Origin of the sequence: Shimia sagamensis (assembly GCF_900182745.1) — a bacterium.
Lineage (GTDB): Bacteria > Pseudomonadota > Alphaproteobacteria > Rhodobacterales > Rhodobacteraceae > Shimia > Shimia sagamensis.
Window position 1 is genome coordinate 60,095 of the sequence record NZ_FXTY01000003.1, and the last position, 24,069, is coordinate 84,163.

Genomic DNA, 24,069 nt, shown 5'->3' on the forward strand with positions numbered 1-24,069 from the left:
GAAAGATAGAGTGTAAGTCATGGCCTATCGGAAGCGGGTATTTTTCACAGAGAAGCAAAAGGCGGAGATATGGGATCGGTGGCAGCGCGGAGAGTCGATGAGTTCGATTGGACGTGTGTTTGAGCGCGGATCTTCTTCGATCTATCCATTACTTGAGCGCACTGGTGGCATTAGACCAATAACCCGCACGCGGTCTCGGTTGGCGTTGACACTGAGTGATCGGGAAGCGATATCGCGGGGCCTTGTAGCCAAGCAGTCCCTGAGGTTCATCGCGCGCAACCTTCACCGGGCACCTTCAACTGTCAGCCGTGAAGTTCGCCGTAATGGCGGCAACAAACATTACCGTGCAGCCAGGTCCGAGGCGAATGCCTGGGATCGCGCGCACCGTCCAAAGCCCTGTAAGCTGGTCGGCAACGACTATCTTTGCCGCATGATATCGACCAAGCTACATCGCAAGTGGGTCCCCTCAACAAAGCGCATGCTGGCTGATGCGCGAACATCCTGGTGAGGAAGACAAACGTATCTCGCATGCACTGACCGGCAGGGCATCGCAGGGCAATGTCCCGAGAGGTGGACAATCTACCGGAGCCTGTTCATTCAGACGCGGGGCGTCTTAAAGAAGGAACTACAGGCGCATTTACGTGCCACACGATCCATCAGGCGGTCGCGTCATGTCACGCTGAAGCGGAGCGGCTTGGGAAAGTTCAACGACGCTGTTTCAATCCGGGAGCGGCCCCCAGAGGTAGAAGATCGGGCTGTGCCAGAGCATTGGGAAGGTGATTTTATCGCAGGCGCACGCAACAGCTTCTTTGCCACGCTGGTCGAGCGCTACACCCGCTTTGTGATGTTGGCAAAGGCTAGCAACAAAGGCAGCCACAGCGTCATTCAGGCGCTCATCAAATAATCCCGCAAGCTGCCCAAGGAGCTGTATCGTTCTCTTGCATGGGACCGGGGGTCAGAAATGGTAGGTCACAAGACCTTCACCTTAACCACTGACATCGACGTCTTCTTGTGAGAACCACACTCACCATGGCAGCGCGGCACAAACGAGAACACAAATCGTTTGTTGAGACAGTACTTCCCCAAAGGCACCGATTTGTCGATGCATAGTCAAGCTAAGCTCAACGCAGTCGCAAGACAACTGAACGAACGACCTCGAAAAACGCTGGGATACGAAACTCCAGCAGAACGGTTTAACGCATGTGTTGCGGCGGTCCGGTGAAACCGCTGCAGGTAGCGGATTGTAAATTTTCGTTGACGATCCAGAGCTGCTGTCTAGGTCATTTTTTGCAAACGACCGCTCCAAAGCGAAAGCAGACCAATTGGCCAACTTCTGGACAGCTGATTAGCTCATGCAGCCTTCTCCGTTCTGATGCTTTATCTAGACGCTTGCACCTAACTCGGGCAACGTGTCGGAGAAACATCGCGGAACAGGGGAGAATGTCGGGTTGAGGAGCTTACTCGCAGATTTAGGTACCATTGCTGACGCGCCCGAAATACGGATGAGGAACGTCTAAAGCATCGGTTCCTGATCGCGACGGGCGTTGTAATGTCTGGCGGCGGCCTGCTCTGGGGCGTGGTGGCTACCATTTTAAACCTGCATATTCAAAGCGCAATACCGTTTGGCTATGTGCTGATTACAGCAATTAACTTTGCCTTTCTGGCCCGCACCAAGAACTTTGCTCTAGCCCGGAATATCCAGATTTTTGTCAGTATTCTCCTGCCGTTCTTGTTTCAGTGGATGTTAGGCGGGTTGGTTGCATCAGGCGCTACCATGTTGTGGTCCATGTTGTGCTTGAGCGCGGCTCAGTCTTTTGACGAGCGAACACACTCGCTGCGCTGGCTTATCTTCTTTGTATTGTTGACCTTCGTCTCGCTTTACTTTGAGTTTCAAATTCCTCCGCCTATTGACCTGTTTGAGAACGAGGCACTCCTCAAGCTTCCACTGTACCTATTCACCATGAATTTCCTTGCAGTGTCGTTGGCAATTTTCGCACTGATCAGCATCTTCATGCAGCTTCGACAGCGAATGGAGGTTGAGCTGGTCCAAAGGAATGACGAGCTGGCACAATCTCAAAATGCACTGGTCCAAAGCGAAAAAATGGCGGCAATTGGTGATCTGGTCGCTGGCGTGGCGCATGAATTAAACACCCCTCTAGGCGCAATCCGCGCCTCAAACGATAACCTAGACAGGTCGATCAGTATCATCTTGTCAGGCTTGCCAGAACTCAACGAAACGGCCAACGAGTCCGAGTTGTCAGGCCTAGCTGATATGCTGCGAGGGATCGCAGCGGTCAATGTCGAGCTGACGACCAGAGAGGAACGCAGTCTTCGCAACTCACTGGCCAGTGAATTGCAAGAACACGGGTTTAACGACAGTCAGGAAAAAGCGACTCAGTTGGTTGAAATAGGCGTGTCAGCCCTCGGGACTGAACATCTTCCGGTCCTGCGAAGTGAACGCTGGCCGGTGGTGTTCTCCCAGTTGCGCGCATTCTCCAGCCTGAACAGAAATTGCCAAACAATCAAAACTGCGGCAGCCAGGTCTTCAAAAATTGTCTTCGCTTTAAAAAAATATGCTCACCCCGGAAATGATGGCCATGTTTCCTCAGCTTCGGTCGGTGAAAGTCTGGATACAGTGTTGATGCTCTACCAAAACCTAATAAAACGGGGTGTCCGGATTGAGCGATCATTTGACGGTAACACAACAATCCTAGCAGACCACGACGCGTTGAATCAGGTTTGGACAAACCTTGTTCACAACGCATTGCAGGCGATGGATTGTAATGGGGTGTTGAAGATCAAGGCGACCAGCTCCTCAGATGAGTTATTCGTATCCATCGAAGACACCGGTTGCGGAATCCCACCAAATGCAGTCGCGCGCATTTTCGAACCTTTCTATACGACCAAGCAGATAGGCGAAGGCACAGGGCTTGGATTGTCCATCAGCGCTGACATTGTACAGCGCCACGGGGGAGTGATCGAAGTAGACAGCGCTCCTGGCCGAACAGTTTTCACCGTCCGACTACCCGTAGACGCTGCGAGCAATTTGCCGAAAGGGACTGCTGATGGATGAAATTGCGCGAGTCGCCAGCAGCCCGGACGTAACGCCCACCATTTTGTGTGTTGATGATGAAAAAATCATTCTGACCAGCCTTCAAGAGCAGTTGCGCAACAATTTGCAGGGAGTTGCCATCGAGATAGCAGAATCCGGTGAAGAAGGTCTCGAAGTGCTGCAAGAGCTCATCGATGGCAACGTTCCTGTGCCATTAGTCATTTCAGATCAACTTATGCCAGGCATGCGGGGCGAAGAGTTTCTTGAAAAAACGCACGCAATGCTCCCGGATGCCCTGAATGTATTGCTGACAGGGCAAGCAACCGCGGACTCTGTCGGCGAAGCAGTCAACAGAGCGAACCTTTATCGATATATTGGAAAGCCTTGGAGCGAAGATGATCTGATCCTCACTATAAAAGAAGCGTTGATTGCCTGGGGCCGCGCACGAGATTTGCGCGCAAAGGAAAAAGAACTGCGAGAGACGCATGAGGCAAGCCTGCGGTTTGTTCCTCGAGAGTTTCTTTCGGTGTTGGGAAAACAGCGTGTCGTCGATGTCGAAGAAGGACATGCAGTAGAAATCGAGATGCAGGTCGTGTTTGCCGATATGCGCTCCTTTTCTATCCACGCTGCAAATCTTGGGCCCAGACAAGCCTTTGACCTGCTTAATGAATACATCAACATTCTTGATGCGGTTTTCCGTGAGGCAGGTGGGTTCATTGGTGGGCTTGAGGGCGACGGCGTGCTTGCCCTCTTCCCAGGAACGGTTGACGAGGCCGTACAAGCGGGAGTTGCAGCGCAACAAATCCTACTTGAACGCGGGCGGTCAACCGACATCCGGCCGGGTATCGATATGGGATTGGCCGTGCATACTGGTGTGTTGATCCTGGGCACTGTTGGCAACAGCGAACGATTGAAATGTGATGTTATCGGCGACCCGGTAAACTTCTGCGCCCGTCTCGAAAGCATGACCCGAGACTTTGATACTCCCATGTTAATCTCCGACGAGGTGGCGTCGGCACTAAAAAGTAAATTGTCGCTGCGTCGCATACCGGACATCACAGTAAAAGGGCGAGAATCACCAACTACAATCTACGAAGTGTTGGATGCTCTGCCTGCCTCTCAAAAACAGGCGCGCATTTCTACAAGTGTAGAATTCGATGCTGCGATGTTGGCATTGGAACTCGGAGAACATGAAACGGCTCGGGATATGCTCGTTGGGATATGCTCCACAGATACGAGCGACAGAACCGCAAAATTCTTGCTGCAACGAATGGGTTAAGACCAAGTCGTGGCTTTACGAACAGTCGAAAATTGGAGCAAATCTGAATTCGAAATTGTGGTGAGGCTCAACGAGGTTTTGGTCGTAAACACGGACAATGGGAGATAAGTTTGACAGCAAGTGGCTGGTCTTGTCGATCTGATACAATTGCAGCGATGTCTATCAAAAATTGGCTTTCTGCACATAGCTGACACTCGCAATGACGCAGCAAACTTCTGCTTCCGGCTTATTCTGTTGAAAAACTCATGGTTTCCCGCGTCCTGGATCACAAGGTAATGGTTCCCGCCTTGATTTTACTGAGCGGCACTGGCCCGAATTGGGGTCGGAGCTGGTTTGGCTAACTTTTTGAGGTTCTGGGCGGTTGCGGCGAGGATAAATTCGTCATGAACGCCACATGGCCCCCGTAATCGAAGCCGACCTAAGCCGTGAATACGTTTTAGATGGGCGAACGACATTTCGACCTTTTTGCGTAGCTTTCGCTGAGGACTTCTGACGATTAGCGTCGGCAGCAATAATGCCGGCATCGGCTGCATACCGTTGACCGCTTGCTAGACCTGCCTCAAGGCATTGGGCGACCACGGTTTCGAACACATGGCGCAACACATCGCTGTCGCGGAAACGCCCCTTACGGCAGATTGCGTTGCAATCGCCTATCGGGCAATGCATGCCGGTTCTTGGAAAATGTCGGGTGATCTGGAATTGGATCCGACAAATCCATCTTACAGAACCAACGATAGGCGAGGTTCAGATGGACCTCTTCGCACAGATGACGTTCTGACCGAATGCCCATGACGTATCCCACCAACAACATCCGCATCATCAATTCTGGATCAATTGAAGGCCGGCCAGTGGAGCTGGAAAATTCAGTCAGATGCGTCCGAACGCTGGACAGATCAATAACGCCATCAATAGCCCGCAGAACGTGATCGCCGGGGACGTGGTCTTCTATCAAGAAATCATAGAACAGAGCAGATTGTGCTTCCTGACGTGGTCCCATCATCACAATCAATCTCCAACATCAATAAGACAATTGAATCAGCAGCAAAGACCTAAATCAACAAGAGTTTTTCAACAGAATAGGCTGGGAGCGGACATCCGGCAGTTTCTATCGTTGATCACTGGCTAAGAGGTCCACCCAGGCCAAGCGCCGACGGCAGGTATGCGCAAATTCGGACTTTGCAAAGTCTCGCGAACGGCCACCAGCAGACCAATTAGGCTGCACCTCGAACGTCAGTTGGCCCTCCAGGTTACACCTAACCCTTGACAGTTTCGACTACTTCAGCAGCAAAAGCGGTGTCGCTTGTCTGGACGAGGCCGCTAGAGTTTCAGATGGATATTCCCCAAAACACGTGCGGTAGGCGGACGCAAAACGACCAAGGTCAAAGAACCCGAAAGACATCGCGATCTCGCTGACCTTGCCTTCGTTCGGACCAATCGCGACCAGCCGCTGCCGGGCTGCGGTCAAGCGCCACTTACGCAGAAATTGCACAACCGTGCAGTCAAATTGAGCCCGCACGCCTCTTTCGAGGGTGCGTTGTTGGACCCCTATGTTAGCACAAAGCTCCGATACCGAACTCCAGTCTAACAGATGGGTGTGCAAATGCTCCAACATGGTTTTGACTGCTCTGACCGCAGCAGAGCTGCCAATATGCGATGGAGCCAAGTCATTTGGGATCACCACTTGGGTCAAAGCCGCCTGAATTTCGATACTGATGGCGCTTATGCCTCTAAGCTGTCTCGACGGCGAAATTTGCGACCCCAGCCGCAAAACGTTTCGCAATGTGTTTTGCAGATGAATTACGTCCGCAGTCGATTGTGCGAGCGCAAACTGACGTGTTTGCGATGTCAGTTTCTCCAAGGGCAGCGCAAACCCGTTCTCGAATTTATGAGTGAGATCAATTTCGATCACCAGATTTTCGTGATTTGCGCCATAGTTGATATCGAGAAGATCAAAATTGGTCGCGTACACTTGGTCGTTGAGCAGGCCATCATTCAAGATTGATGACTGTTCCAGATTTCCAACAGGCGCGCAGATCATCAGGCGGTTCGGCGGCGGTACTCCGATCAATTGTGATGTGCCGTTGTAGCGCTCCCGATAGACCGACATTCCGGGCAGGTTCAGATATTCTAGTTCAAAGTGATTGTGGATCGGATCGTTGATTTCAAGTTGAACATCCCACGGCTTGAGAGCCATCTCAATTTCACTGGCGTGGTTTGAAGAAAAGAAACCACGTTCAAACAACATCCGGCAACCACCCGATAAATTTCGACAAAAACCGTTTCAGATCGTAAGTAATCGGCACTCACAGACTCCAAAGCTACTTTTTGCCTACAACATTTGGACCTTGTCGAAAATTACGTAGTGACTGGCCTTGCGGCAAGCCAAATTTGATCACGAAGGCCACGGAAAAAGCCAATAGTCGGCAAACGTGGTCGGGAATTGACCGGGAAGATCGTGAGGCCTGGTTTGACTTAAGCTTTGAAAGGAAGGAACAAGAGGATGTTCGAAGCAAACAAAACACTGTCGTTGGCTGCTGTGGCTCTTATGGGATCTGTCGCTTTGTTTACCGCCAGTCCGGCACTGGCCGGCGATTTTGGCGAGCCTGTCGTCAAAGAGGTAACAGAAGACACCTTTATCCGCTCCGAAGTGGACGCGCGCCTGTTGTCCTTTCAGCAATCTGGCGGCATGAACCGAGGGGTATTCTTTGCGGTTCCAACCCCCACAGACCACCAAGTTGTTCCCCGCATGAACCGCGATACGCTTTATTCGGGCATCCCGGTAGACACTAGCAAAGGTTTCTCTGTGACATTGCCTGAGGTCCCGGACGAACGTTACGCATCGATCTACATTATTGATCAGGATCACTACACGGTCGATATCCTGTCGGTCCCCGGCACCTATCATTTCGGTCCGCAGGACACACGTTGGGTCGTGGCAATTCCTCGTATTCAGGTGCGGGACCCCAATGACCAAACCGACATAAAAATTGCACGCAATATACTGCGTCAGGTGCATGTGGACTCTGGCAGTGCAGAACCGTTGGACGTGTCTTGGGATTGGGCGAAAATGTTGGAAATGCGCGCCGAATACGAAGCCAAGGCACGAGCGTTCACCCAGTATCCGCCGACATGGCAAGACACGCGCGCATCTGAAGCCACCACACCGGAACACCACCGTATCGCGGTTGCCAGTTCCTGGGGCCTATTCCCGGATTACGAAACTGTCTATATTTTACAACCAAGCCCGAGCGGTACAAACGCCAGTGAGGTTTGCTACACCGCAAACTATGAGGTGCCAGAGCACGAACATTTCTGGTCGATCACCATGTACGATTCAGAGGGCTACATGTTTAGCGATGACCGCGCTGTGCTGAACGACGGCACAGCCGAGATGAACTCTGATGGCACATTTACCACATACTACGGCTCCAAAGGGGCCTGTGGTGATGTGCCAAACCGCATGGATACCGTCGACAATTTCTCAATCCTCATGCGTGTTTATGGACCAACCCCAAGCGTGAGTGCCGGCGAATATACTTTGCCTGAAATGACACTGGTCAACTGATGTTTTCCCAGAAACCAGCGGCGGCGCGGGATCATGCCTGCACCGCCAAAGGACTTTTGAAACCATTTTAGGGTCCGCTTTGGGCTGCGTGTGCCTCCCCCCAAGAACTGGTCCGCCCCTATAATTGGGGCATCGGAGGACCATAGGTGGCGATTAAGAGACCCAAGCCTGAAGAGATTGTCGTGAAGTTGCGACAGGTTGAAGTATTGATGGCGCAAGGAATGCCTCGAATTGATGCAATTCGTCAAATCATCGTGACGGAACAGACCTATTACCGCTGGAAGAAAAAGTACGGTGGAGTCGGTGCAGAACAAAATTGATTTCCCTTACGCCAAAAAGAAAACCTGCTTCATTTCGGCCCACCATTCTCCTTCTTTGCGCGTGTCCAAAGGGCGTTGCATCGGGCCGCAGACTTCCCACCATTTCTGCGTGACCTCGTGCTCAGCTATGGCCGCCATATCCGCATCAAAGTCGGAGCCGCAATATTCCCAATAGCTGAACATCAGGTTTTCCGGCTCACGGAGAAAAATGGAGTAATTGGTGATATTGGACTGCTTTAGCCGCGCCAGAACTTCCGGCCAAACATCAGCGTGAAGTCGTTTGTATTCTATGATGTTTTCGGAAGAGATCCCGATCACCATGCCCATGCGTTCTACCATTGCTTGCCCTTTGTTGTCGTGCGGCAGAGATCATAGAAAACCTCTGCGTTCAGGCCCATAATCCTGGCGAGATCTTCTTGCGACAAGTCGGCCAATAGTCTGTCAACAATCTCGCGCCAGCCCATGTAGGTACTGGCGAGATTGACCACCGGCCAGTCGCTGCCAAAAAGCACCTTTTCGGGCCCAAAAACCTGCAACACGTGCGTCGCAAATGGTGCCAGATCTGACATTGTCCAGGCGGGACCGATCTCAGTGACCAGTCCGGAGAGCTTGCAGTACACATTTGGCAGTTCAGCCAATCGGCGCATACCGGCCACCCAATCTTCGTCTGCTAGCTGCCCACCGCCCATCTTCGGTTTGGCGATGTGATCTATCACGATTTTTAAAGTTGGGTTCTGTCTTGCGATTTGTTCGATTGCCGCGAGATGGCGTGGTTGGATCAATGCATCAAAGCAAAGGCCCAAGTGGGCCATATGAGACAAGGCCGAGCCAACTGTGTCCTGCAGAATCCACTCTGTATCCGGAATGTTCTGCAGCATCGGGCGCAGACCTTTAAGCGCGGGATGCTGATTGAGTCTATCGATGACCTCAATAGCGTCACTTGCATTTAGATCAGCCCATCCGACTACGCCCGCGACCCAAGGCACTTCATCCGCTATCCGCAAAAGAAACTCGGTTTCAGCCACCGTATCAGTGGCTTGCACCAGTACCGTACGATCAACATCACTTTTTGTCAGAAGCGGCGCCAGATCTGCCGGTTCAAAGTCGCGGAAAATGCCTGCGACGGTCTCATTTGGCCAAGGGTAATCGCCCCGAGCAAGCTTCCAAAAATGCTGGTGTGAGTCGATGATCATTCGTCTGCAACAATCATGCCATGGGTGTTGAAGTCTTCCCACAACGCGGCAGGCACTGGCGCATTGAATTGCGTGATATTGCGCTTAAGCGACGTCGCCTTGCTGGTGCCGATCAACGTTGACGCTACAAGCGGATGCTGATCCGGATATTGAATAGCGGCCGCAGGCAACGCAGTGTCATGCTGTGCGCACACGGCTTCAAGATTGGCCACCTTTTCCAAGATCTCGGAAGAGGCAGGGGCATAGTTGTAATGTGCGCCGGGACGAGGACCGGTGGCCAGAATGCCAGAGTTGAAGACACCTCCGATCACCAATCGCACATCGTGTTGACGCAGAAGCGGAAACAGGCGTTTGCGTGCCGATTGATCCAGCAATGTGTAGCGGCCTGCCAATAGGATCAGATCCAACTCAAATTGCCCAAGCAATTCCTCACAGATCTCCACCGTGTTGACCCCAAGGCCAACCGCTTTCACAGTGCCATCCGCCTTGAGTTCTTCCAGAGCTTTCACGCCAGAATCCAATAACTGGGCCCGATGGTGTTTGGTGTTTGTGCCTGCGTCGGGATCCCCAATGTCATGCACAAACAGAATGTCGATGCGGTTCAACCCAAGACGCTGAAAGCTATCCTCAACGGACCGCATAATTCCGTCGTAGGTAAAGTCGAAATGCTGTTTGAAAGGCCAAGCATTATGAAAACCATTGACGACCTCTGAAGGGTTGCTGTCCGGTGTAAGCACACGTCCTACTTTAGTGGACAGAACCCAGCCGCCTTTATCCCTTAAGAATTCACCAAGCAGGCCTTCAGAGGCCCCATTCCCATAGTGTGGAGCTGTATCAAAATATCGAATGCCGTTGTCCCAAGCGGTGGTTAGAACGTCCTGGACAGCGGATTTGCTGACCGGCCTGTAGAGACCAGAGAGAGCTGCAGTGCCAAGAGCCAAGCGATGTGTGTCATTGAGCATTACGATTGCCTTAGTTGGGATGACATCCGGGCTCTTTCGGAGCCGCAGATTTATATGTCAGGACAAATTCGGCGTGCCCCAAGTCTTCAGAGGCGGTTTTTTGACCCTGGCCAAGGGACACCAGTCTCTCGACAATCTCAGTACCGACATCTTGTAAGGTTGCACCGCCCTCCAACACCCGACCAGCGTTTACATCCATGTCGCCGGACATGCGTGTATATGTTTCCGGGTTGGCGCATACTTTGAGGACCGGAGAAATTGCCGATCCCACCACCGACCCGCGCCCGGTGACAAAGATCACAGCGTGCGCGCCACAAGAAATCAATTCAATGATTTCTGCAGTGTCGTTGATGTTCGGATAGCCATATTTGGGGGGGCCATCCGGCACGACGTCCAATAGATACAACCCGCCTGATGGGGCGGTTTGGGCGGGGCGGAGAATACCGGCGATCTTGCTTTGCCCCGACTTGGCATAGGCGCCGAGAGATTTCTCCTCGATCGTCGACAGTCCGCCAGTCGCATTGCCGTTAGAAAAAGAGCCATACCCCATCGCCGCATAGTATTTGGCTGCTTTATCCACCGAAGCGATGATCGCGGGCCGCAGGTCCGCATTGGCGGCACGATCCGCCATCACGTGTTCACAGCCGATCAGCTCACCGGTTTCCTCAAAAATGCAGGTTGCGCCCTCCTGGACCAACATGTCGAAGGCCACGCCGGCGGCCGGGTTTCCAGTAATGCCAGATGTTGCGTCTGAGCCGCCACAAATGGTGCCAATCACCAGCTCAGACACCTCCATTTCGACCTTTGGCAAAGCCATGATTTCGGACTGGGTTTGTTGCACCCAGTCCCGTCCAGCTTTGATGGCAGCCCCCGTCCCCCCCACGTCTTGAATTGTGATGACATTCACCGGACGACCCGACGCGCGGATGGCCTCAGCCAATTGGCCTTTTTTGAAATTTTCGCATCCAAGCGAAACAAGTTGAACGGCCCCGACATTGGGGTGTGTGCACAAGGCCGCCATCATGTCTTGACCGTAGTCCGATGGAAAGCACCCAGAAAATCCTACAACCTGCACATCCCCGTCCGGAAAAGGCCGGGCAATCTGCTTGCAAACATGATGGGCGCATTCCACCAAATATGCGACCAAGACAACGTTTCGAATACCTTTGCGGCCGTCTTTTCGCGGCCAAGCCATCATTGCGGTCATCATTTACTCCATCACCTCAACTTGGGTGTATCGGCTGGATAGGTTATGCACATGCACATGCGTCCCCAATGGGATGTCGGTCGCTGCAAATCCGATGGGAAAGCCGTATTTGACGATGTCTCGACCGGCAGGAATATTCTCTACCGCGAGTTTGTGGCCAAGCCCCAGTGTTTGCGGCACGACAACGTCGTGCCCTCGCAGACGAATGCACTCGCCTGCCAGTATTGTAGCCTTGATCACGGCGACATTATCGCCGTCGGCCAATACCAGAATCCGATGGTCGTTCTTTGAGTGTTCAGTCACGTTTCAGTGTCCCATGTCACGCTGCCAAGGAGGGTTGTGCGGGCGGCATTCAAGTGCGCCTGAAAGAGATCGACGGCCCCCACTTTGTCGTCGGTCTTTAACGCATGTATCACTGCAAGGTGTTGCTCTGCGGCCACCAGGTTACGCTCGTGTTCGTCGCGCTTGTTCCATCGATAGTGGTAGTGGAAGATCACTGACACCAGTTCAAAGAAGTCGTCGATAAACCTGTTGCTGAGACCGTCGAGCAAAATTCGGTGAAATTGCTCATCGAGACGCGGAAAATTGAGATACTCCGTGTCGATATTGCGAATGATTTTCTCATGAGCCTTATCTAGAGAGATCAGTTGTTTGAACGCAGTCTTATTTGACCCTGCCTCCACAAGGGATTGGAAGGCCCGCAGCTCAAACATCTCGCGCACATCAAACAATTCGATGGCAAAATCTCGGGTAAAGCCACGCAACACCCAATGCCTGTTCGGCTCTTTCTCTATCAGGCCAAACCGAGAAAATTTAATCAGGCATTCGCGAAGCACCGAAGTGCTTGCGCCAAACGCTCTCACCATTTCACTCTCGTGCAGAATGGTCCCCGGTTTTAAATCGCCACCAAGAATGTATTCCATGAACTGGGTTTCGACGCGCTCACTGGTCGACAGTGTTTCTTCCCGCGCAAAGTAGTCCGTCGGGACTGGTTTGCGGAGAACGGTTTTGGTGCGTCCCGACCACTGAATAATCCCGCTGTCATTTAATTGGGTCAGCACAGCGCGGACGGTGGTCCGGCTGATCCCGAGGCGGTGCGTCAATTCAACCTCAGATGGCAATGTGCCCTCAAGCGGCAAAGTCGCCACAAAATCCAAGCTTCGGTTTAGGCTGTCTTTGTATGTTGAATTATCGCGTGACATGAAACGGCTCTGAATAATTTGAATTCTTTGGCAGACTGTCTTACATCACGCCAAAGGTTGCAAAGGCGTCTTGTGTCGACATGCCGCCCTTGATCGCATCGGCGACGTCGTTTTCAGTTGCAACTTTGACCAACGCATCTTGAATGGCTTGGCTCTCGACCTCTTGAGGGATGATCAAAACACCCTCGTCGTCGGCAAAAATGAGGTCGCCGGAATTTACACTAACACCCTCAATCGAAATCGGCACACGGTAGTCCAAAACCTTACCACGTACCCCCTGATCTTGCGCAAAGGTTCCACGTGAGAAGGTTGGGAAGCCAAGATGCTTGATTTCATCGCTGTCGCGCACGAAGCCGTCCAATACTGCACCAGCGGACTTCAGGTGAAGCGCACGCGTGGACATTAACCCTCCCCACAATGCGTATTCAAAAGAGCTGCCAGACGCGATGTAGATTTCGTCTTCTTTTAGATCATCCAAAGCTTCGAACATGAGGCCAAAAGGTTTGTCTGTTAATGGGCCATGGCCCTTACCTTCAAGGTAGTCCGCTTCCAAAACAGTCATTGCGCGGCCAGCGAGTTTTGTGCCGCATACAAGCGGTTTGATGGGTTGCGGCAGAAACTGCTTGCGGTACCCCAGCACATCAAGGACGTCGCCGATCACCGCAGTGAACAGCTTTTCTTTCATTGTTGAAAACAGTTCTTTGTCGGTCATGTTCTGTTCCTTAAAACCCTGTTGCTCCGCCACCATCGACAAGCAGGACCTGTCCGGTGACATATTTTGCAGCTGGCGCGCAGAGAAAGGCACAGGCCCATCCGATGTCTTCCGGATCTCCCAGGCTGCCCATGGGAATGCGGCTCATGATTTTTGCTTTACGTTCCGGGTCGCCTTTGGTCGCCGTCCGAAACACATCAGTATCGATCCAACCTGGCGCGACGCCGTTCACACGAATGCCACTTTGAGCAAATTCTGCGGACAGGGCGCGGATCACACCGTTGATCGCGGTCTTGGAGATAGTGTAGCCGGACACATTGGGTTGCCCGATGTAGGCTGTCATTGAAGAGATAAAAAGCACTGAGCCTTTGGTTCCCGCGTTCAACATCTGCCCCATCACGGCACGGCTCAATTCCAGAGCACCGCGCACATGCACATCAAACACGCTGTCAAAGTCGGCAAGATCAGACTGCATGAAGGGCTTTTTGATGGTGTTGCCTGCGTTGTTCACCAGAATATCAAAAGCGCCGTGATCGGCATGTAACTGTGCGGCGGCGGCGGGAATGGCCGCGACATCAGTCAAATCCAGCACTTGATAACTCGTACCCATGCCGATTTCCGCACAGGCAGCCTGCAACACATCTTCGCGGCGTCCGGCAATCACTACCTTAGCGCCACTTTGCGCAAGGCTTGTTGCAATCGCCTTGCCAAGGCCTGTGCCACCTCCGGTCACCAGCGCGGTTTTCTTGCTCAAACCGTATTGTTCAGCGAGCCGCGTTGCGTCAGTCATTGTCGTTACCTTGCATGTCGATCATTACCTTGAAAATATCTTGTCTGTTGGCTTCCCAAAACGGGAAGGCCTGTGCAGCGTCTTGCCATGAGAACACCCGAGAAATCAGTTTTTGGGCCAGTTCCGGCTTTGTTTGGAGATGATCGATGACAGCTTCGAAATCAGAGCGTGTCGCGTTCCGCGATCCCATGATGTCGAGTTCTTTGAGATTGAACAGCGACGTATTGTAGCTGACTTCGGCTTTCGCGTAGCCAACATAGACCACGCGGCCCCCAAAACAGGTCAAGTCAACAGCACTGCGAAAAGTCTCGGGTAAACCCACTGCCTCGATGACAACATCCGCGCCATGTCCGTTGGTGAGTGTTGCCACACGATCCGACAGCGAATCCGTGAGCGGGTTTATGATGTCTTGCACGCCCAGACTGCGCAGTGTGGCCTGTTTTGCATCGCTAATTTCAACTGCGATCACGCGTGCACCGCGCGCCAGAGCGCCAACAACGGCACCAATTCCGATCATGCCGGCACCAAGAACGACCACGGTGTCATTCTGGGTGACCGAACCACGTTGCACAGCATGAAATCCGACTGACAGAGGTTCAACCAAGGCTTGCTCTCGCAGGGAAAGCTGGTCGTTTAGGATCAGACGGTCATATGGGACGACCAGCTGAGAGGCCATGCCTCCGTCGCGTTGCACACCGAGTGTTTCGTTGAATTTACAAGCATTGGGCCGACCTGCGCGGCAGGCGGAGCATTTTTTACAAGCAGTGTAGGGAATTACAATCGCTGTAGCGCCGGACGTGTACTCGGTTGGCACGTCGGGGCCGGTTTGCACAATGGTACCACCAATTTCGTGGCCTGGTATGCGCGGTAGCTTGACGAGAGGATTAAAGCCGCGAAATGTATTGAGGTCACTGCCACACAGACCGACACACCCAACCTCCAACAGGACGTCTTGCGGGCCCAATTTTGGCATTTCTACCGTAGTGAAGGCAGTTTCGCCAATGGAGGTGATGGCCAATGCTTGCATGGGTTTGGGCGTCCTTCGAATTGGGTTTGGAACAGCCGCCTGCCACATGGCAGGCGGCCAAAGTGGCATGTCTTACTTGAAGTCGCCGACGTTGTCTGAGGTGATCAAGATGCCGTCAATTGGTGTGAAACTTGGAACCTCTTCGCCTTTGATCAGGCCGATGAGGTTTGTCACCGCCTCAACCCCCATGCGCGTGTTGTCCTGTTTGATCGTTGCGGCCTGCTCGCCGGCCTCAATGGAAACAAGATTGGCGGGGTTGCCGTCAAAGCCAACAATGACCAAGTCATCGATTTTGCCAAGCTCAGTGGCCGCAGAAACCGCAGCAAGAGCGCCCGGATCCCAGGCCGAGAAGATGGCTTTGATATCCGGATTGGACTGCAAGAAGTTAACGGTGGTTTCATAGGCGCAGGCGTCTTGCCAGTCACAGATCTGGAAAATCACTTCGTGACCGGCGGCCTCTGCAGCGATTTTAACCCCATCGCGACGCGCATTGCCGGTCTGGTGTCCGGCAGAGCCGCCGAGGATCAGGACCGATCCGCTGTCCAGTTTGTCGACAATATAGCTGCCAGCAATCGAGGCCGCCGCAAGGTTGTCGGTTTGAACCAGGCTGGCAACATGCTCATGTTCGATGCCAGTGTCCACAGCAACAACGGGAATGCCTTTGCGCTTCGCGTTATCCAGCGACGCATCGAAGGCCCGGTTGTCAACAGACCCAATAATAATGCCATCAACACCCATGTTAATCGCGCGATCGACAGCATCTTTTTGTGCCGCAGCGTCTGCAGAAGACGCTGTCAGATCAATGAGTTCGACACCCATTTCCTCAGCCTGAGCTGCAGCAGATTTCGCCACGCCAATCCAAAATGTATTGTCTGTCGAATAACCGGTGTAAGCGATGCGCAGATCATCTGCGAATACGGCTCCTGCGGTCAATGCGGATACCGCGACAGATGCCACCATCCCCTTGAGTGCTTTAATTTTCATTGGTCTTCCTCCCTTTGGCTTCTTTGAGTGCCCGAGTTTCGGGCGGTCTTTTCCCGCGGGCGCTCCTCCACGCCCGTCAGAATTTTCAGATTTGATGTGCGCTAGCGGCTTGGTCGGCGCCAAACGTCCCAGTAAACGGCGACAATAATGATGATGCCGATAGCGATGCGCTGAACTGAGGTTCCGACGCCGAGATATGACAGCCCCACGATGATGGTCTGCATGATCAGCATGCCAATAAGAGTTTTTCCAACCCCGCCACGGCCGCCAAACAGGCTTGTACCGCCAATCACCACAGCGGCGATTGCAAACAACTCATAGCTCTGACCGCGCGCTGGCATTGCGAAGTTCAGTTTGGAGACCTCAAGAATGGCTGCTGTTGCTGCGAGAACGCCGCCCAACATGTAGTAGTAGATCCGACTTTTACGCACGTTGACACCTGACAGGCGGGCCACTTCTTCGTTGCCTCCAATGGCGAAGGCATGGTTGCCCAACTGTGTCTTTGTAAGGAACAGCCCAGTCACAAGCGCCACTCCGAACATGATCAGCATTGGCACCAGATACCCCGACCCCAACATCTGAAAGCTATCGGGAAAGCGCGACAAGTCCCGCCCACTTGCAAGGATTTCGGCGATCCCTTTATAGGCTGTTAGTCCGCCCAGCGTGACAATGAAGGCAGGCACTTTGGTGAACACCTGAATGGTGCCATTGAGTGCTCCCATTGCGGCGCCAGCCAGCAGTCCAATGAGGACCGCAACCACCACAGGTAGCTGATATTCGGCCAAAGCAATGCCCACAATTACGCCGACAACGGCAAAAATCGAGCCCACAGAAAGATCCAAGCCACCGGATATCAACACAACCGTGGTGCCGCAGGCGAGGATGGCAAGAATGGAGGCCTGGCCAAAAATCGACAACAGAGTGTCTAGGCTTCTGAATGGTTCAGACAGGGTGAAGAACACCAAATAGATCAGTACAAGCGCTGCCAATACCTGCCAGATCTGCAGAAACTGGTGTTTCAGGACTGCAAAACTGGAGCCGTCGGCGGAGGGTGTGGAAAACTGGGTAGAAGAGTTTTGAGTCATGTCTGTCATCTCAAGCGGCCTTGTCTTCGGATGCGCCGGTGATCAAACCGACAAGCGTATCGCCATCCACATCTTTCACGTCGCGCACAGCCGCTAGACGGCCGAGGCGCAAAACCATGACACGATCACAATAGTTCATGACATGCTGCATGTTGTGGGTAATCATAATGACGGACAATCCGTGATCCTTCAGGGAGCGCACCAGATCCATCGCCATTTTGCTTTCCCGCACGCCGAGCGCAGCCGTGGGTTCATCCAGAATGGCAATGCGCTTGCCAAACATTACGGTTTTCGCCAAGGCCACAGCTTGGCGTTGACCACCGGAGAAGGCTTCGGCTTCGCGATAAATATCGGCGATGCGAATATCCAACTTTTGAAACAGCGCGCGGATTTCAGCGTCCATTTTTGGGAAATCCAACGTGCCAAACAGCCGGCCCAAAATGTCGTTACGGATTAACTCGCGCCCGAGAAACATGTTCTTTGTGATGGACAATTCGTTGACCAGTGCCAAGTCTTGATAAACTGTTTCAATGCCCGCTGCTTTCGCATCGGTCGGCGAGTTGATCTGTACCTCGTGACCATCCATTTCGATGGTTCCGGAGGTTTTGGGAATTGCGCCGGTCAATGCTTTGATCAGCGTTGATTTCCCGGCGCCATTATCACCCACAACTGCCAGAACTTCCCCCTCATGCAGGTCAAGATCCACAGTTTCGAGCGCAACTACCCCGCCATAGTGTTTACTAACGCCCCGGGCGCGCAGAATGGGTTTTTTGCCATCTTGGCTGGCCATGATTTTTCCTCCCTGCAAAGCACTTCCTCGAACGCTTTGTTTTTCTATCTATAAAAAACATAATGCGAGTCGGTCAAATGTTTTTTTTACATAAAATACAAAGCCTGACCAGAAGACGCCATGAGTGGGTGTCCGACACAGCAATAACCCCTTAGAATTTCTACTAAATGGCGGGTGCCGTAAGTCAATGACGCCACATCTCTCCCGGAGCTATGGAAGTCGCGGTGATATACCTTTTTCCGAGTTTTTGCCAATTCTGACCTCAAAAAAACTGTACAGAAGTTCTCCGATTTTCCCCTAAGCACGGAACGCTCTTTTCTGCTTTGGGCTGGGAGCGGTCATTCGCCGGTAACCGCGTCGATCATCGACCAAGTGTGGGAACGTGACGTTGCACCGCCGCATGTCGGCTTAGAGCCCTTAGTCCTGGATGCTGCACAGCGCACGAATGGCGGCCTTTATCCACGCGTTTTAAAGTGCGGCATGTTGTATGGTGCACTTGGTTTGCACTGACCAGCGCCTTACGGCGAGCAATCGGGGTTGAGATTGGGAACGAAAAGTGCAAATTGCGCCATAGATGGCTATTTACCGTATTTCGGCGGGTTCTAAAGTGTTGATCCAAAACGCGCATTTCGGAATGATCGTCCTCGCGCCGTTGGAACCGCTGTCCGCAAAGTCCGGAATACGCACCTAATCCAGTTCTGAGGATCTCCCCATGGATGCAGCAACGCAAAATAACGATGACCGTTCGATGTCAAAGCATCTAAGCACCATTCGTTCGTTGGCCAAGACCAGGGATTTTGAAGGTATCCTTGAACAGCTTAAACCGCTGCGCGAGCAGCATCCCAAACATCCCGAACTGTTGATCTGGCAAGCCAGGGCTCATCTGCATCTGCGCAGAGTAGACCACGCGAAAGAAACGGTCGCCGAAGGGGATAGGCATGGGTTGTCGATGCCAGCCTGGCTGCACATTAAGATCCGTTTGGCCCTGGCCACGGGTCTTCGCCACGAGGCGGTTGCCCTAGGTCGGGTTCTTTGCGCACGTGAGGCATTTCCCCTGAACAACCTGGGTGGCCTTTTGCTGGACAACGCGCAGCGGCTTGAAGATTGGCAAAGCTTGCGCCTGTTCGCCCAAAAGGTGCTTGCCAACGATAAAAAAGACCGGAACGCGCTGCGCCACTTCTATGAGGCAGAAATTCAAATCGCGCGGGAAACCATCGCACTGGACGACATCGAGACGATGGTTTTCCAACGGGATGGGCACCCAGATCACCTGGTCGCGCTTGAACTCTTTTGCACGATCCTCTGTAAACGCCCGCAAGACGTTCACCCCCTTATAGAACGAGCAAAACAGCGCTGGCCCGACGCCGAACAGATCGACCATCTGACACAGAAATTGGATGTGTTTTTTGACCTAAGTAATCCCCCCTTTCCCGCCTCTGCCCTTGGTGGTCGGGTGCCATTGGATATCCCAGAATTGGCCCAGCACACCCACGCGATCGAGGGGATGGCAAACAAGCCTGTGCAGATAAGTCCAATCCGACCAAGCAACACCCTTTTGCTGACCTGCCTACATTCCCATAAGGCTATAGTCCTGTTTGATCGCTATGCGGCCGCTTTGGGCTGCACCGCTGTCTATCCAGTGGACCCTGATGGATATTATTGCTCCACGGGCTTGGCTGGCTTTGCTACGGGCTACACTGAGACTGTGACCAAGCTCGACACCCTGTTGAGAAAAATGGGCCCAGACCACCGTTTGGCCATTATCGGCAGTTCGGGCGGGGCGTTGGCCGCTCTGAATTTTGCCGTGGACTTGGCGCCGGAACGGCTTGTCCTATTTGGTCCTGCTACCTGTGTCGATCCCGCGTTCCAAGCCGAGATTGGCGACAAGCGCCGCCCCGCCACTTTGGAGAAAATGGCACGCCGTGTACCCCTCGACCTTCGCAATCCGATCAATCGTCTTCAGCACTCGCCGCCAAAGCGAACCAAGCTGATCTATGCTGGCAACAACAGCATTGACGAAAAACACGCGGCGCTTTTGAACGATTTGCCCAATCTAAATGTCCAAGCCCAAGCCGATGTCACCCAGCACGATATAGCGAGTTACCTGGCGCGCAAGGGCAAGATGCTGTCCTTCCTGCAAGGCGCACTCTTTGACCAGCCAGAGGCCTCCCTACAGACATGACTGATCTCTCACTGTCGCCTGCGCACCGATTGTTGGCTTTGCGCAAACGGCTGACACGGCTCAAAGGCAGCAACTACGACATTTCAAATCGCTGCAACTTAAAATGCGAAGGGTGCCTGTATTTCTCCAAACCTGTCGATCAACGCATTACCGCGGAAGCGAAGATAAGCGCGTGGGACGATTTGTTTCGCGCCGAAGCCGCCCGTGGGATTAACTTTGCTTATCTGGCGGGGGCGGAACCCAGTATGGTACCAGAGCATATCGAGAGCGCCGTCGCGCACATTCCCCAGGGCGTGATATTCACCAATGGAACCAAAGGCATCTCAAGCGACATCAGTTATCGCATCCACGTGTCGATGTGGGGCTTAGGTGAAACCAACGCAGCATTGCGCGGTGCCGATGTCAATCGCAAGGCGTTGCGCAACTACGCCGGGGATCCGAGAGCGCTGTTCACCTTTACCATCTCGGCCCTGAATATTGATCAAATCGTCGAAGCCGCGCGCTTATGCAACGACAATGGTGTCGATATCACATTCAGCTTCTATTCAACAACGGAACAGTACAACCGACAGATCACCCAATCCACGGACTCCGTTGACCCGTATTTTCGAGTCGGCACCGCTGACAATGACCCACGCCACACGCAAGACAGCCTGGCGCTGGCCCGCGAGCGCATCATCGACGCGATGGCCCTGTTTCCGGAAACGGTCGTCTATTCCCTGCACTACAACGATTGGATCTCACAGCCCATCGACAAGGTCTATGCCTTCGACGAAGCCGGTGTAGCCACCAATTGCGGCAACCGGCTGAGCAACGGGTTTGAACATTTCACCTCAGACGCCACGCGCAGCAAAAGCAAATGCTGCAGCCCCAATCTCGACTGCAAGGACTGCCGCGCCTATGCAATGGGCTGGGCAACCTATTTCAACCGTTTCAAAGCCTTCAAAGGTGATTCCGATAATTTGGAAGCATGGATCGACGGGCTTTACACCTGGGCTCGAATGTACTTGCCGAAAGAAACCTGATTCAGATCCAAGGTTCATACGACAGACCGGCGTTTCACCGCATGGTATGAGGGCCACTGGCTTCGAATGCAGCGTCCGCACCCCGGACCGGCAGGCCTGTTTAGTATTGCTCTGTGGAGACGTCGCCTGATCGTCAATCGCTTCCTGCGCATATCCACAGTCAATAGGCAAATGCTGCACCCGTGCGTCAACGACAGTTGTAGGAAAGCTGCAATGCGGCGTTTTGGCATTCGGTCAAAGGCAGTTCCGGGCCGTTTGCCATTGGCGAAAGGTTGTATGACACACTAGACGGTTGTGACTATGCCGTGTCGATGGTTTTGGCTTTCGCAAACAAATTGGAAATATGAGCAGAATATGCTTTAAGTTGGCCAAACAAAAAAGGATCTATCGTATCAATAAGTTTGACTCTGAGACGCTATCAAAAGCTCATCAAGACGTGGTTACAAAAACCCGTCGGTGGCTCGAAAAAATGGTAGTAGGACTAAACCTATGCCCATTCTCCTCTAGCGTCATAGCCCGTGACCAAGTTCATTATGCCATATGTGATGCCACCGCCGATGCACAGCTAAAGCAGTTCTATGTGGAGGAGTTAAACCGTCTGCTAGAGGCCAACGAAAATGACATTGCCACTAGCTTGCTCATGTTTACCCGAGGTCTAGATGAGTTCGGTGATTACCTCGACTTACTCGATTGGTTTCAGCAGCTTTTGGAGGCAGCAGAACTGACAGAGCATGTGCAATTAGCCTCCTTTCATCCTCAATATCAATTTGAGGGGGTGGCCGCAGACGATCTTAGCCACTTTACCAATCGCTCCCCCTATCCAACCATACATATTCTGCGTCAAGCTCAGATGACCAAAGTCCTCGCTCACGTTTCGGACCCCGAGAAAATCTATTTAGACAACATAGAAACATTGAATAAACTTGGCCGCCAGCAGGTCGAAGCACTCTGCCCCTGGGGTAAATAACAACTGTTTGCATTGTCTTGTAGCCGCGTCAGATCGATCATGTCAGCCACTAAGCGAGCGTCGTCAAAACGTCCAACCGGCACCCGCCTTTGAGTGGATCGGTGCTGCCCTAAGGCAAGGCAGGCGCGTCGCTCTGAGATGAGGAACTGGTTTCTTCGCTCATGTTCAATGCAGCGACGACGCGTAGAGCTCAATAGTTTCCCCATGCGGCTTCCGACAGGATGATTTGCCCAAAGTCAGGTCCGAGACGGTACAGCGCAGCCGGTCTTTCTCTTTCTGAAAGCGTTTGAGTTCCTTCAGTTGGTCGGTTCCCATACCGCCATATTGCTCGCGCCATCGATAAAACGTCCGCTCGGTAATCAGCCCCTGACAGATTATGTCTACCCGCTGCATTCCTTGACCGCACAGCACCTCAACCTGTCGCAACTCCGTGACACTCTCTTCCGGTTTGTGTCGCTTGCTTCCCACCTTCAATCTTCTGTTTGCCAACTATAGAGCCGGACCAGTTCAGTGGGGGAGGATCAGATATTCTCACCGCTCCCCCCAACAACGTCGCAAATAGCGTGCTCTAAGACGCAATACCTTATTGACCGGTCTGCCCGAGGTCTGGCACACACACGCCATGTTCGGTTCCGGGGAATCCTCCGGAAGCAATAGGGAATGCAGTGCGGCTGTCTTGGCCAACTCTGCAACTGCCCCCGCAACTGTAAGCGGCGAGCACAGCTGATCATGCCACTGGGGATCCCCGGGAAGGCTCAGCGACGTGCTACGACCCGCGAGTCAGGAGACCTGCCGGACATGCGCCCTCGGAAGGGGCACTCATCATCGGCGACGGGGTGTACGCTGGATCTGTTTGCCACATTGGGCAACCAGCTCCAGTCTCCTCAAAGTCACAAAGTAATGCGCCGGGGAAGGCGCGACGTGATAAGGATCCAAGTTGTGAAAAAACTGGTGTTGGCAGCCACTGCTGCGCTGATATTGCCCGTAATGGCCCAGGCACATTTCCTGCTGGAATATACTGAGGACACTATGATTGCGCGTCCGGGTGATGTGCCGGTGAAACTGGTTTTCTGGCACCCGCATGATGCCGGTCACGTGATGACCCTAGAAAAGCCGGAAGAGTTCTATGTGATTCACAACGGCAAAAAAACCGACCTTATGGACACATTGAAAGAGACCACCTTCGACGGTCCTGACAACACTGCCAAAGCCTTCATGGGGTCCGTGCCAGTGAAACGCTCAGGCGACTATGTACTCGTGACCGTGCCTGCGCCTTACTACGAAGAGTCTGAGGACATCTATATCCAGCAGATCACCAAAACTTACCTGAACCGAAACGAGCTGCCCACCGATTGGGATCAACCTCAAGGGCTGCCCACCGAGATCCTGCCCCTGAACAAACCCTACAATGTCATCGCAGGCGGCACATTTACAGGCCGCGTGCTGAGCGAAGGCCAGCCGGTTACCGGTGCGGAGATCGAGATCGAATACATGGCGGCAGAGCCTGATCTGTCCGGCACCGGCGCCAAAGCCAAGACCGCGTCGCCGCTGCCTGGCGGCGCGTTGGTGGCGATTTCGGATGACAACGGCTACTTCACCTTTGGTGTGCCAAAGGCTGGCCTCTGGGGCTTTGCAGCTCTAGGGGTTGGCCCCAAAGTTGAGCATGACGGCAAAGAGTTGAGCCAAGACGCGGTGATTTGGATCCGCGCTTGGGATCTGGAGTAAGC

21 protein-coding genes, 4 pseudogenes and 1 riboswitch are annotated in these 24,069 nt (G+C 53.1%); of the genes and pseudogenes, 9 read left to right on the top strand and 16 right to left on the bottom strand.

What is annotated here, in order from left to right; all coding sequences use genetic code 11:
• The first annotated feature begins 19 nt into the window (after nucleotides 1-19).
• The 3 genes and pseudogenes from QOL67_RS08390 (at nucleotide 20) to QOL67_RS08400 (ending at nucleotide 4,331) form a co-directional block, all read left to right on the top strand.
• Nucleotides 20-1,222, top strand: a pseudogene (locus QOL67_RS08390) (IS30 family transposase).
• 327 nt (nucleotides 1,223-1,549) lie between these two features.
• Nucleotides 1,550-3,073, top strand: coding sequence for a sensor histidine kinase (locus QOL67_RS08395; RefSeq protein WP_283425530.1), 1,524 nt, complete (start codon nucleotides 1,550-1,552; stop codon nucleotides 3,071-3,073).
• A complete protein-coding gene (locus QOL67_RS08400; protein WP_283425531.1) occupies nucleotides 3,066-4,331 on the top strand; it encodes a response regulator in 1,266 nt (421 codons plus the stop codon). The genes QOL67_RS08395 and QOL67_RS08400 overlap by 8 nt, the downstream gene beginning before the upstream one ends.
• Before the next feature lie 293 nt (nucleotides 4,332-4,624).
• On the opposite strand, the gene QOL67_RS22065 is transcribed toward QOL67_RS08400, so the two are convergent.
• The 3 genes and pseudogenes from QOL67_RS22065 to QOL67_RS08410 form a co-directional block, all read right to left on the bottom strand.
• On the bottom strand, nucleotides 4,625-4,864 hold the full coding sequence (locus QOL67_RS22065) for a transposase (RefSeq protein ID WP_430458944.1): 240 nt from the start codon (nucleotides 4,862-4,864) through the stop codon (nucleotides 4,625-4,627).
• Nucleotides 4,812-5,331: pseudogene (locus tag QOL67_RS08405) on the bottom strand (transposase); the annotation flags it as partial. The pseudogene QOL67_RS08405 and the gene QOL67_RS22065, both read right to left, overlap by 53 nt.
• A 273-nt stretch (nucleotides 5,332-5,604) precedes the next feature.
• Nucleotides 5,605-6,576: a helix-turn-helix transcriptional regulator gene (locus tag QOL67_RS08410; protein WP_283425532.1), complete on the bottom strand. Its 972-nt coding sequence runs from the start codon at nucleotides 6,574-6,576 to the stop codon at nucleotides 5,605-5,607.
• A 255-nt stretch (nucleotides 6,577-6,831) separates the two neighbouring features.
• Here QOL67_RS08410 and QOL67_RS08415 point away from each other — a divergent pair, with 255 nt between their 5' ends.
• Both QOL67_RS08415 and QOL67_RS08420 read left to right on the top strand, forming a co-directional pair.
• Nucleotides 6,832-7,896 (top strand): DUF1214 domain-containing protein, encoded by a 1,065-nt coding sequence (locus QOL67_RS08415; RefSeq protein ID WP_283425533.1) that lies wholly within the window; start codon nucleotides 6,832-6,834, stop codon nucleotides 7,894-7,896.
• A 146-nt stretch (nucleotides 7,897-8,042) separates the two neighbouring features.
• Nucleotides 8,043-8,210, top strand: a pseudogene (locus tag QOL67_RS08420) (IS3 family transposase); the annotation flags it as partial.
• Between the two features lie 12 nt (nucleotides 8,211-8,222).
• On the opposite strand, the gene QOL67_RS08425 reads toward QOL67_RS08420, so the two are convergent.
• The 12 genes from QOL67_RS08425 to QOL67_RS08480 form a co-directional block, all read right to left on the bottom strand.
• The gene (locus tag QOL67_RS08425; RefSeq protein WP_283425534.1) at nucleotides 8,223-8,555 is read right to left on the bottom strand and encodes an L-rhamnose mutarotase; all 333 of its coding nucleotides are present in this window, start codon (nucleotides 8,553-8,555) and stop codon (nucleotides 8,223-8,225) included.
• Nucleotides 8,549-9,409 (bottom strand): amidohydrolase family protein, encoded by an 861-nt coding sequence (locus QOL67_RS08430; protein ID WP_283425535.1) that lies wholly within the window; start codon nucleotides 9,407-9,409, stop codon nucleotides 8,549-8,551. Before QOL67_RS08430 ends, QOL67_RS08425 begins: the two co-directional genes overlap by 7 nt.
• Nucleotides 9,406-10,371, bottom strand: coding sequence for an aldo/keto reductase (locus tag QOL67_RS08435; protein WP_283425536.1), 966 nt, complete (start codon nucleotides 10,369-10,371; stop codon nucleotides 9,406-9,408). Before QOL67_RS08435 ends, QOL67_RS08430 begins: the two co-directional genes overlap by 4 nt.
• A 10-nt stretch (nucleotides 10,372-10,381) precedes the next feature.
• Complete coding sequence (locus QOL67_RS08440; RefSeq protein WP_283425537.1) at nucleotides 10,382-11,581, bottom strand: UxaA family hydrolase; 1,200 nt, start codon at nucleotides 11,579-11,581, stop codon at nucleotides 10,382-10,384.
• Nucleotides 11,582-11,881: a UxaA family hydrolase gene (locus tag QOL67_RS08445; protein ID WP_283425538.1), complete on the bottom strand. Its 300-nt coding sequence runs from the start codon at nucleotides 11,879-11,881 to the stop codon at nucleotides 11,582-11,584.
• Complete coding sequence (locus QOL67_RS08450) at nucleotides 11,878-12,780, bottom strand: GntR family transcriptional regulator (protein ID WP_283425539.1); 903 nt, start codon at nucleotides 12,778-12,780, stop codon at nucleotides 11,878-11,880. Before QOL67_RS08450 ends, QOL67_RS08445 begins: the two co-directional genes overlap by 4 nt.
• 40 nt (nucleotides 12,781-12,820) lie before the next feature.
• Nucleotides 12,821-13,492: an RraA family protein gene (locus QOL67_RS08455; RefSeq protein ID WP_283425540.1), complete on the bottom strand. Its 672-nt coding sequence runs from the start codon at nucleotides 13,490-13,492 to the stop codon at nucleotides 12,821-12,823.
• A 10-nt stretch (nucleotides 13,493-13,502) separates the two neighbouring features.
• The gene (locus QOL67_RS08460) at nucleotides 13,503-14,282 is read right to left on the bottom strand and encodes an SDR family NAD(P)-dependent oxidoreductase (RefSeq protein WP_283425541.1); all 780 of its coding nucleotides are present in this window, start codon (nucleotides 14,280-14,282) and stop codon (nucleotides 13,503-13,505) included.
• Complete coding sequence (locus QOL67_RS08465; protein WP_283425542.1) at nucleotides 14,275-15,309, bottom strand: zinc-binding alcohol dehydrogenase family protein; 1,035 nt, start codon at nucleotides 15,307-15,309, stop codon at nucleotides 14,275-14,277. The genes QOL67_RS08460 and QOL67_RS08465 overlap by 8 nt, the downstream gene beginning before the upstream one ends.
• A gap of 72 nt (nucleotides 15,310-15,381) precedes the next feature.
• On the bottom strand, nucleotides 15,382-16,293 hold the full coding sequence (locus QOL67_RS08470) for a sugar ABC transporter substrate-binding protein (RefSeq protein WP_283425543.1): 912 nt from the start codon (nucleotides 16,291-16,293) through the stop codon (nucleotides 15,382-15,384).
• Between the two features lie 101 nt (nucleotides 16,294-16,394).
• Nucleotides 16,395-17,387: an ABC transporter permease gene (locus QOL67_RS08475; RefSeq protein WP_283425544.1), complete on the bottom strand. Its 993-nt coding sequence runs from the start codon at nucleotides 17,385-17,387 to the stop codon at nucleotides 16,395-16,397.
• 1 nt (nucleotide 17,388) lies between these two features.
• A complete protein-coding gene (locus QOL67_RS08480) occupies nucleotides 17,389-18,168 on the bottom strand; it encodes an ATP-binding cassette domain-containing protein (protein ID WP_283425545.1) in 780 nt (259 codons plus the stop codon).
• 748 nt (nucleotides 18,169-18,916) lie between these two features.
• On the opposite strand from QOL67_RS08480, the gene QOL67_RS08485 reads away from it, so the two are divergent.
• The 3 genes from QOL67_RS08485 to QOL67_RS08495 all read left to right on the top strand — a co-directional run bounded on the left by QOL67_RS08485 (nucleotide 18,917) and on the right by QOL67_RS08495 (nucleotide 22,342).
• Nucleotides 18,917-20,350 carry a hypothetical protein gene (locus QOL67_RS08485; protein WP_283425546.1) on the top strand — a complete coding sequence of 478 codons (1,434 nt, stop codon included), beginning with the start codon at nucleotides 18,917-18,919 and terminating at the stop codon, nucleotides 20,348-20,350.
• Nucleotides 20,347-21,375 (top strand): hypothetical protein, encoded by a 1,029-nt coding sequence (locus QOL67_RS08490; RefSeq protein WP_283425547.1) that lies wholly within the window; start codon nucleotides 20,347-20,349, stop codon nucleotides 21,373-21,375. Before QOL67_RS08485 ends, QOL67_RS08490 begins: the two co-directional genes overlap by 4 nt.
• A 364-nt stretch (nucleotides 21,376-21,739) precedes the next feature.
• On the top strand, nucleotides 21,740-22,342 hold the full coding sequence (locus tag QOL67_RS08495; protein WP_283425548.1) for a DUF1415 domain-containing protein: 603 nt from the start codon (nucleotides 21,740-21,742) through the stop codon (nucleotides 22,340-22,342).
• 23 nt (nucleotides 22,343-22,365) lie between these two features.
• Here the strand turns inward: QOL67_RS08495 and QOL67_RS08500 are convergent.
• A pseudogene (locus QOL67_RS08500) lies at nucleotides 22,366-22,810 on the bottom strand (transposase); the annotation flags it as partial.
• A gap of 142 nt (nucleotides 22,811-22,952) precedes the next feature.
• Nucleotides 22,953-23,153: riboswitch (cobalamin riboswitch) on the top strand.
• 128 nt (nucleotides 23,154-23,281) lie between these two features.
• On the opposite strand from QOL67_RS08500, the gene QOL67_RS08505 reads away from it, so the two are divergent.
• Nucleotides 23,282-24,067, top strand: coding sequence for a DUF4198 domain-containing protein (locus tag QOL67_RS08505; protein ID WP_283425549.1), 786 nt, complete (start codon nucleotides 23,282-23,284; stop codon nucleotides 24,065-24,067).
• The last annotated feature ends 2 nt before the right edge of the window (nucleotides 24,068-24,069 follow it).

What these genes read in the sequence shown, in the direction of transcription:
- QOL67_RS08395 (WP_283425530.1), top strand. Translation starts at nt 1,550, where the DNA reads ATGTCTGGCGGCGGCCTGCTCTGGGGCGTGGTGGCTACCATTTTAAAC.
- QOL67_RS08400 (WP_283425531.1), top strand. Translation starts at nt 3,066, where the DNA reads ATGGATGAAATTGCGCGAGTCGCCAGCAGCCCGGACGTAACGCCCACC.
- QOL67_RS22065 (WP_430458944.1), bottom strand. Translation starts at nt 4,864, where the DNA reads ATGCAGCCGATGCCGGCATTATTGCTGCCGACGCTAATCGTCAGAAGT.
- QOL67_RS08410 (WP_283425532.1), bottom strand. Translation starts at nt 6,576, where the DNA reads ATGTTGTTTGAACGTGGTTTCTTTTCTTCAAACCACGCCAGTGAAATT.
- QOL67_RS08415 (WP_283425533.1), top strand. Translation starts at nt 6,832, where the DNA reads ATGTTCGAAGCAAACAAAACACTGTCGTTGGCTGCTGTGGCTCTTATG.
- QOL67_RS08425 (WP_283425534.1), bottom strand. Translation starts at nt 8,555, where the DNA reads ATGGTAGAACGCATGGGCATGGTGATCGGGATCTCTTCCGAAAACATC.
- QOL67_RS08430 (WP_283425535.1), bottom strand. Translation starts at nt 9,409, where the DNA reads ATGATCATCGACTCACACCAGCATTTTTGGAAGCTTGCTCGGGGCGAT.
- QOL67_RS08435 (WP_283425536.1), bottom strand. Translation starts at nt 10,371, where the DNA reads ATGCTCAATGACACACATCGCTTGGCTCTTGGCACTGCAGCTCTCTCT.
- QOL67_RS08440 (WP_283425537.1), bottom strand. Translation starts at nt 11,581, where the DNA reads ATGATGACCGCAATGATGGCTTGGCCGCGAAAAGACGGCCGCAAAGGT.
- QOL67_RS08450 (WP_283425539.1), bottom strand. Translation starts at nt 12,780, where the DNA reads ATGTCACGCGATAATTCAACATACAAAGACAGCCTAAACCGAAGCTTG.
- QOL67_RS08455 (WP_283425540.1), bottom strand. Translation starts at nt 13,492, where the DNA reads ATGACCGACAAAGAACTGTTTTCAACAATGAAAGAAAAGCTGTTCACT.
- QOL67_RS08460 (WP_283425541.1), bottom strand. Translation starts at nt 14,282, where the DNA reads ATGACTGACGCAACGCGGCTCGCTGAACAATACGGTTTGAGCAAGAAA.
- QOL67_RS08465 (WP_283425542.1), bottom strand. Translation starts at nt 15,309, where the DNA reads ATGCAAGCATTGGCCATCACCTCCATTGGCGAAACTGCCTTCACTACG.
- QOL67_RS08470 (WP_283425543.1), bottom strand. Translation starts at nt 16,293, where the DNA reads ATGAAAATTAAAGCACTCAAGGGGATGGTGGCATCTGTCGCGGTATCC.
- QOL67_RS08475 (WP_283425544.1), bottom strand. Translation starts at nt 17,387, where the DNA reads ATGACAGACATGACTCAAAACTCTTCTACCCAGTTTTCCACACCCTCC.
- QOL67_RS08480 (WP_283425545.1), bottom strand. Translation starts at nt 18,168, where the DNA reads ATGGCCAGCCAAGATGGCAAAAAACCCATTCTGCGCGCCCGGGGCGTT.
- QOL67_RS08485 (WP_283425546.1), top strand. Translation starts at nt 18,917, where the DNA reads ATGTCAAAGCATCTAAGCACCATTCGTTCGTTGGCCAAGACCAGGGAT.
- QOL67_RS08490 (WP_283425547.1), top strand. Translation starts at nt 20,347, where the DNA reads ATGACTGATCTCTCACTGTCGCCTGCGCACCGATTGTTGGCTTTGCGC.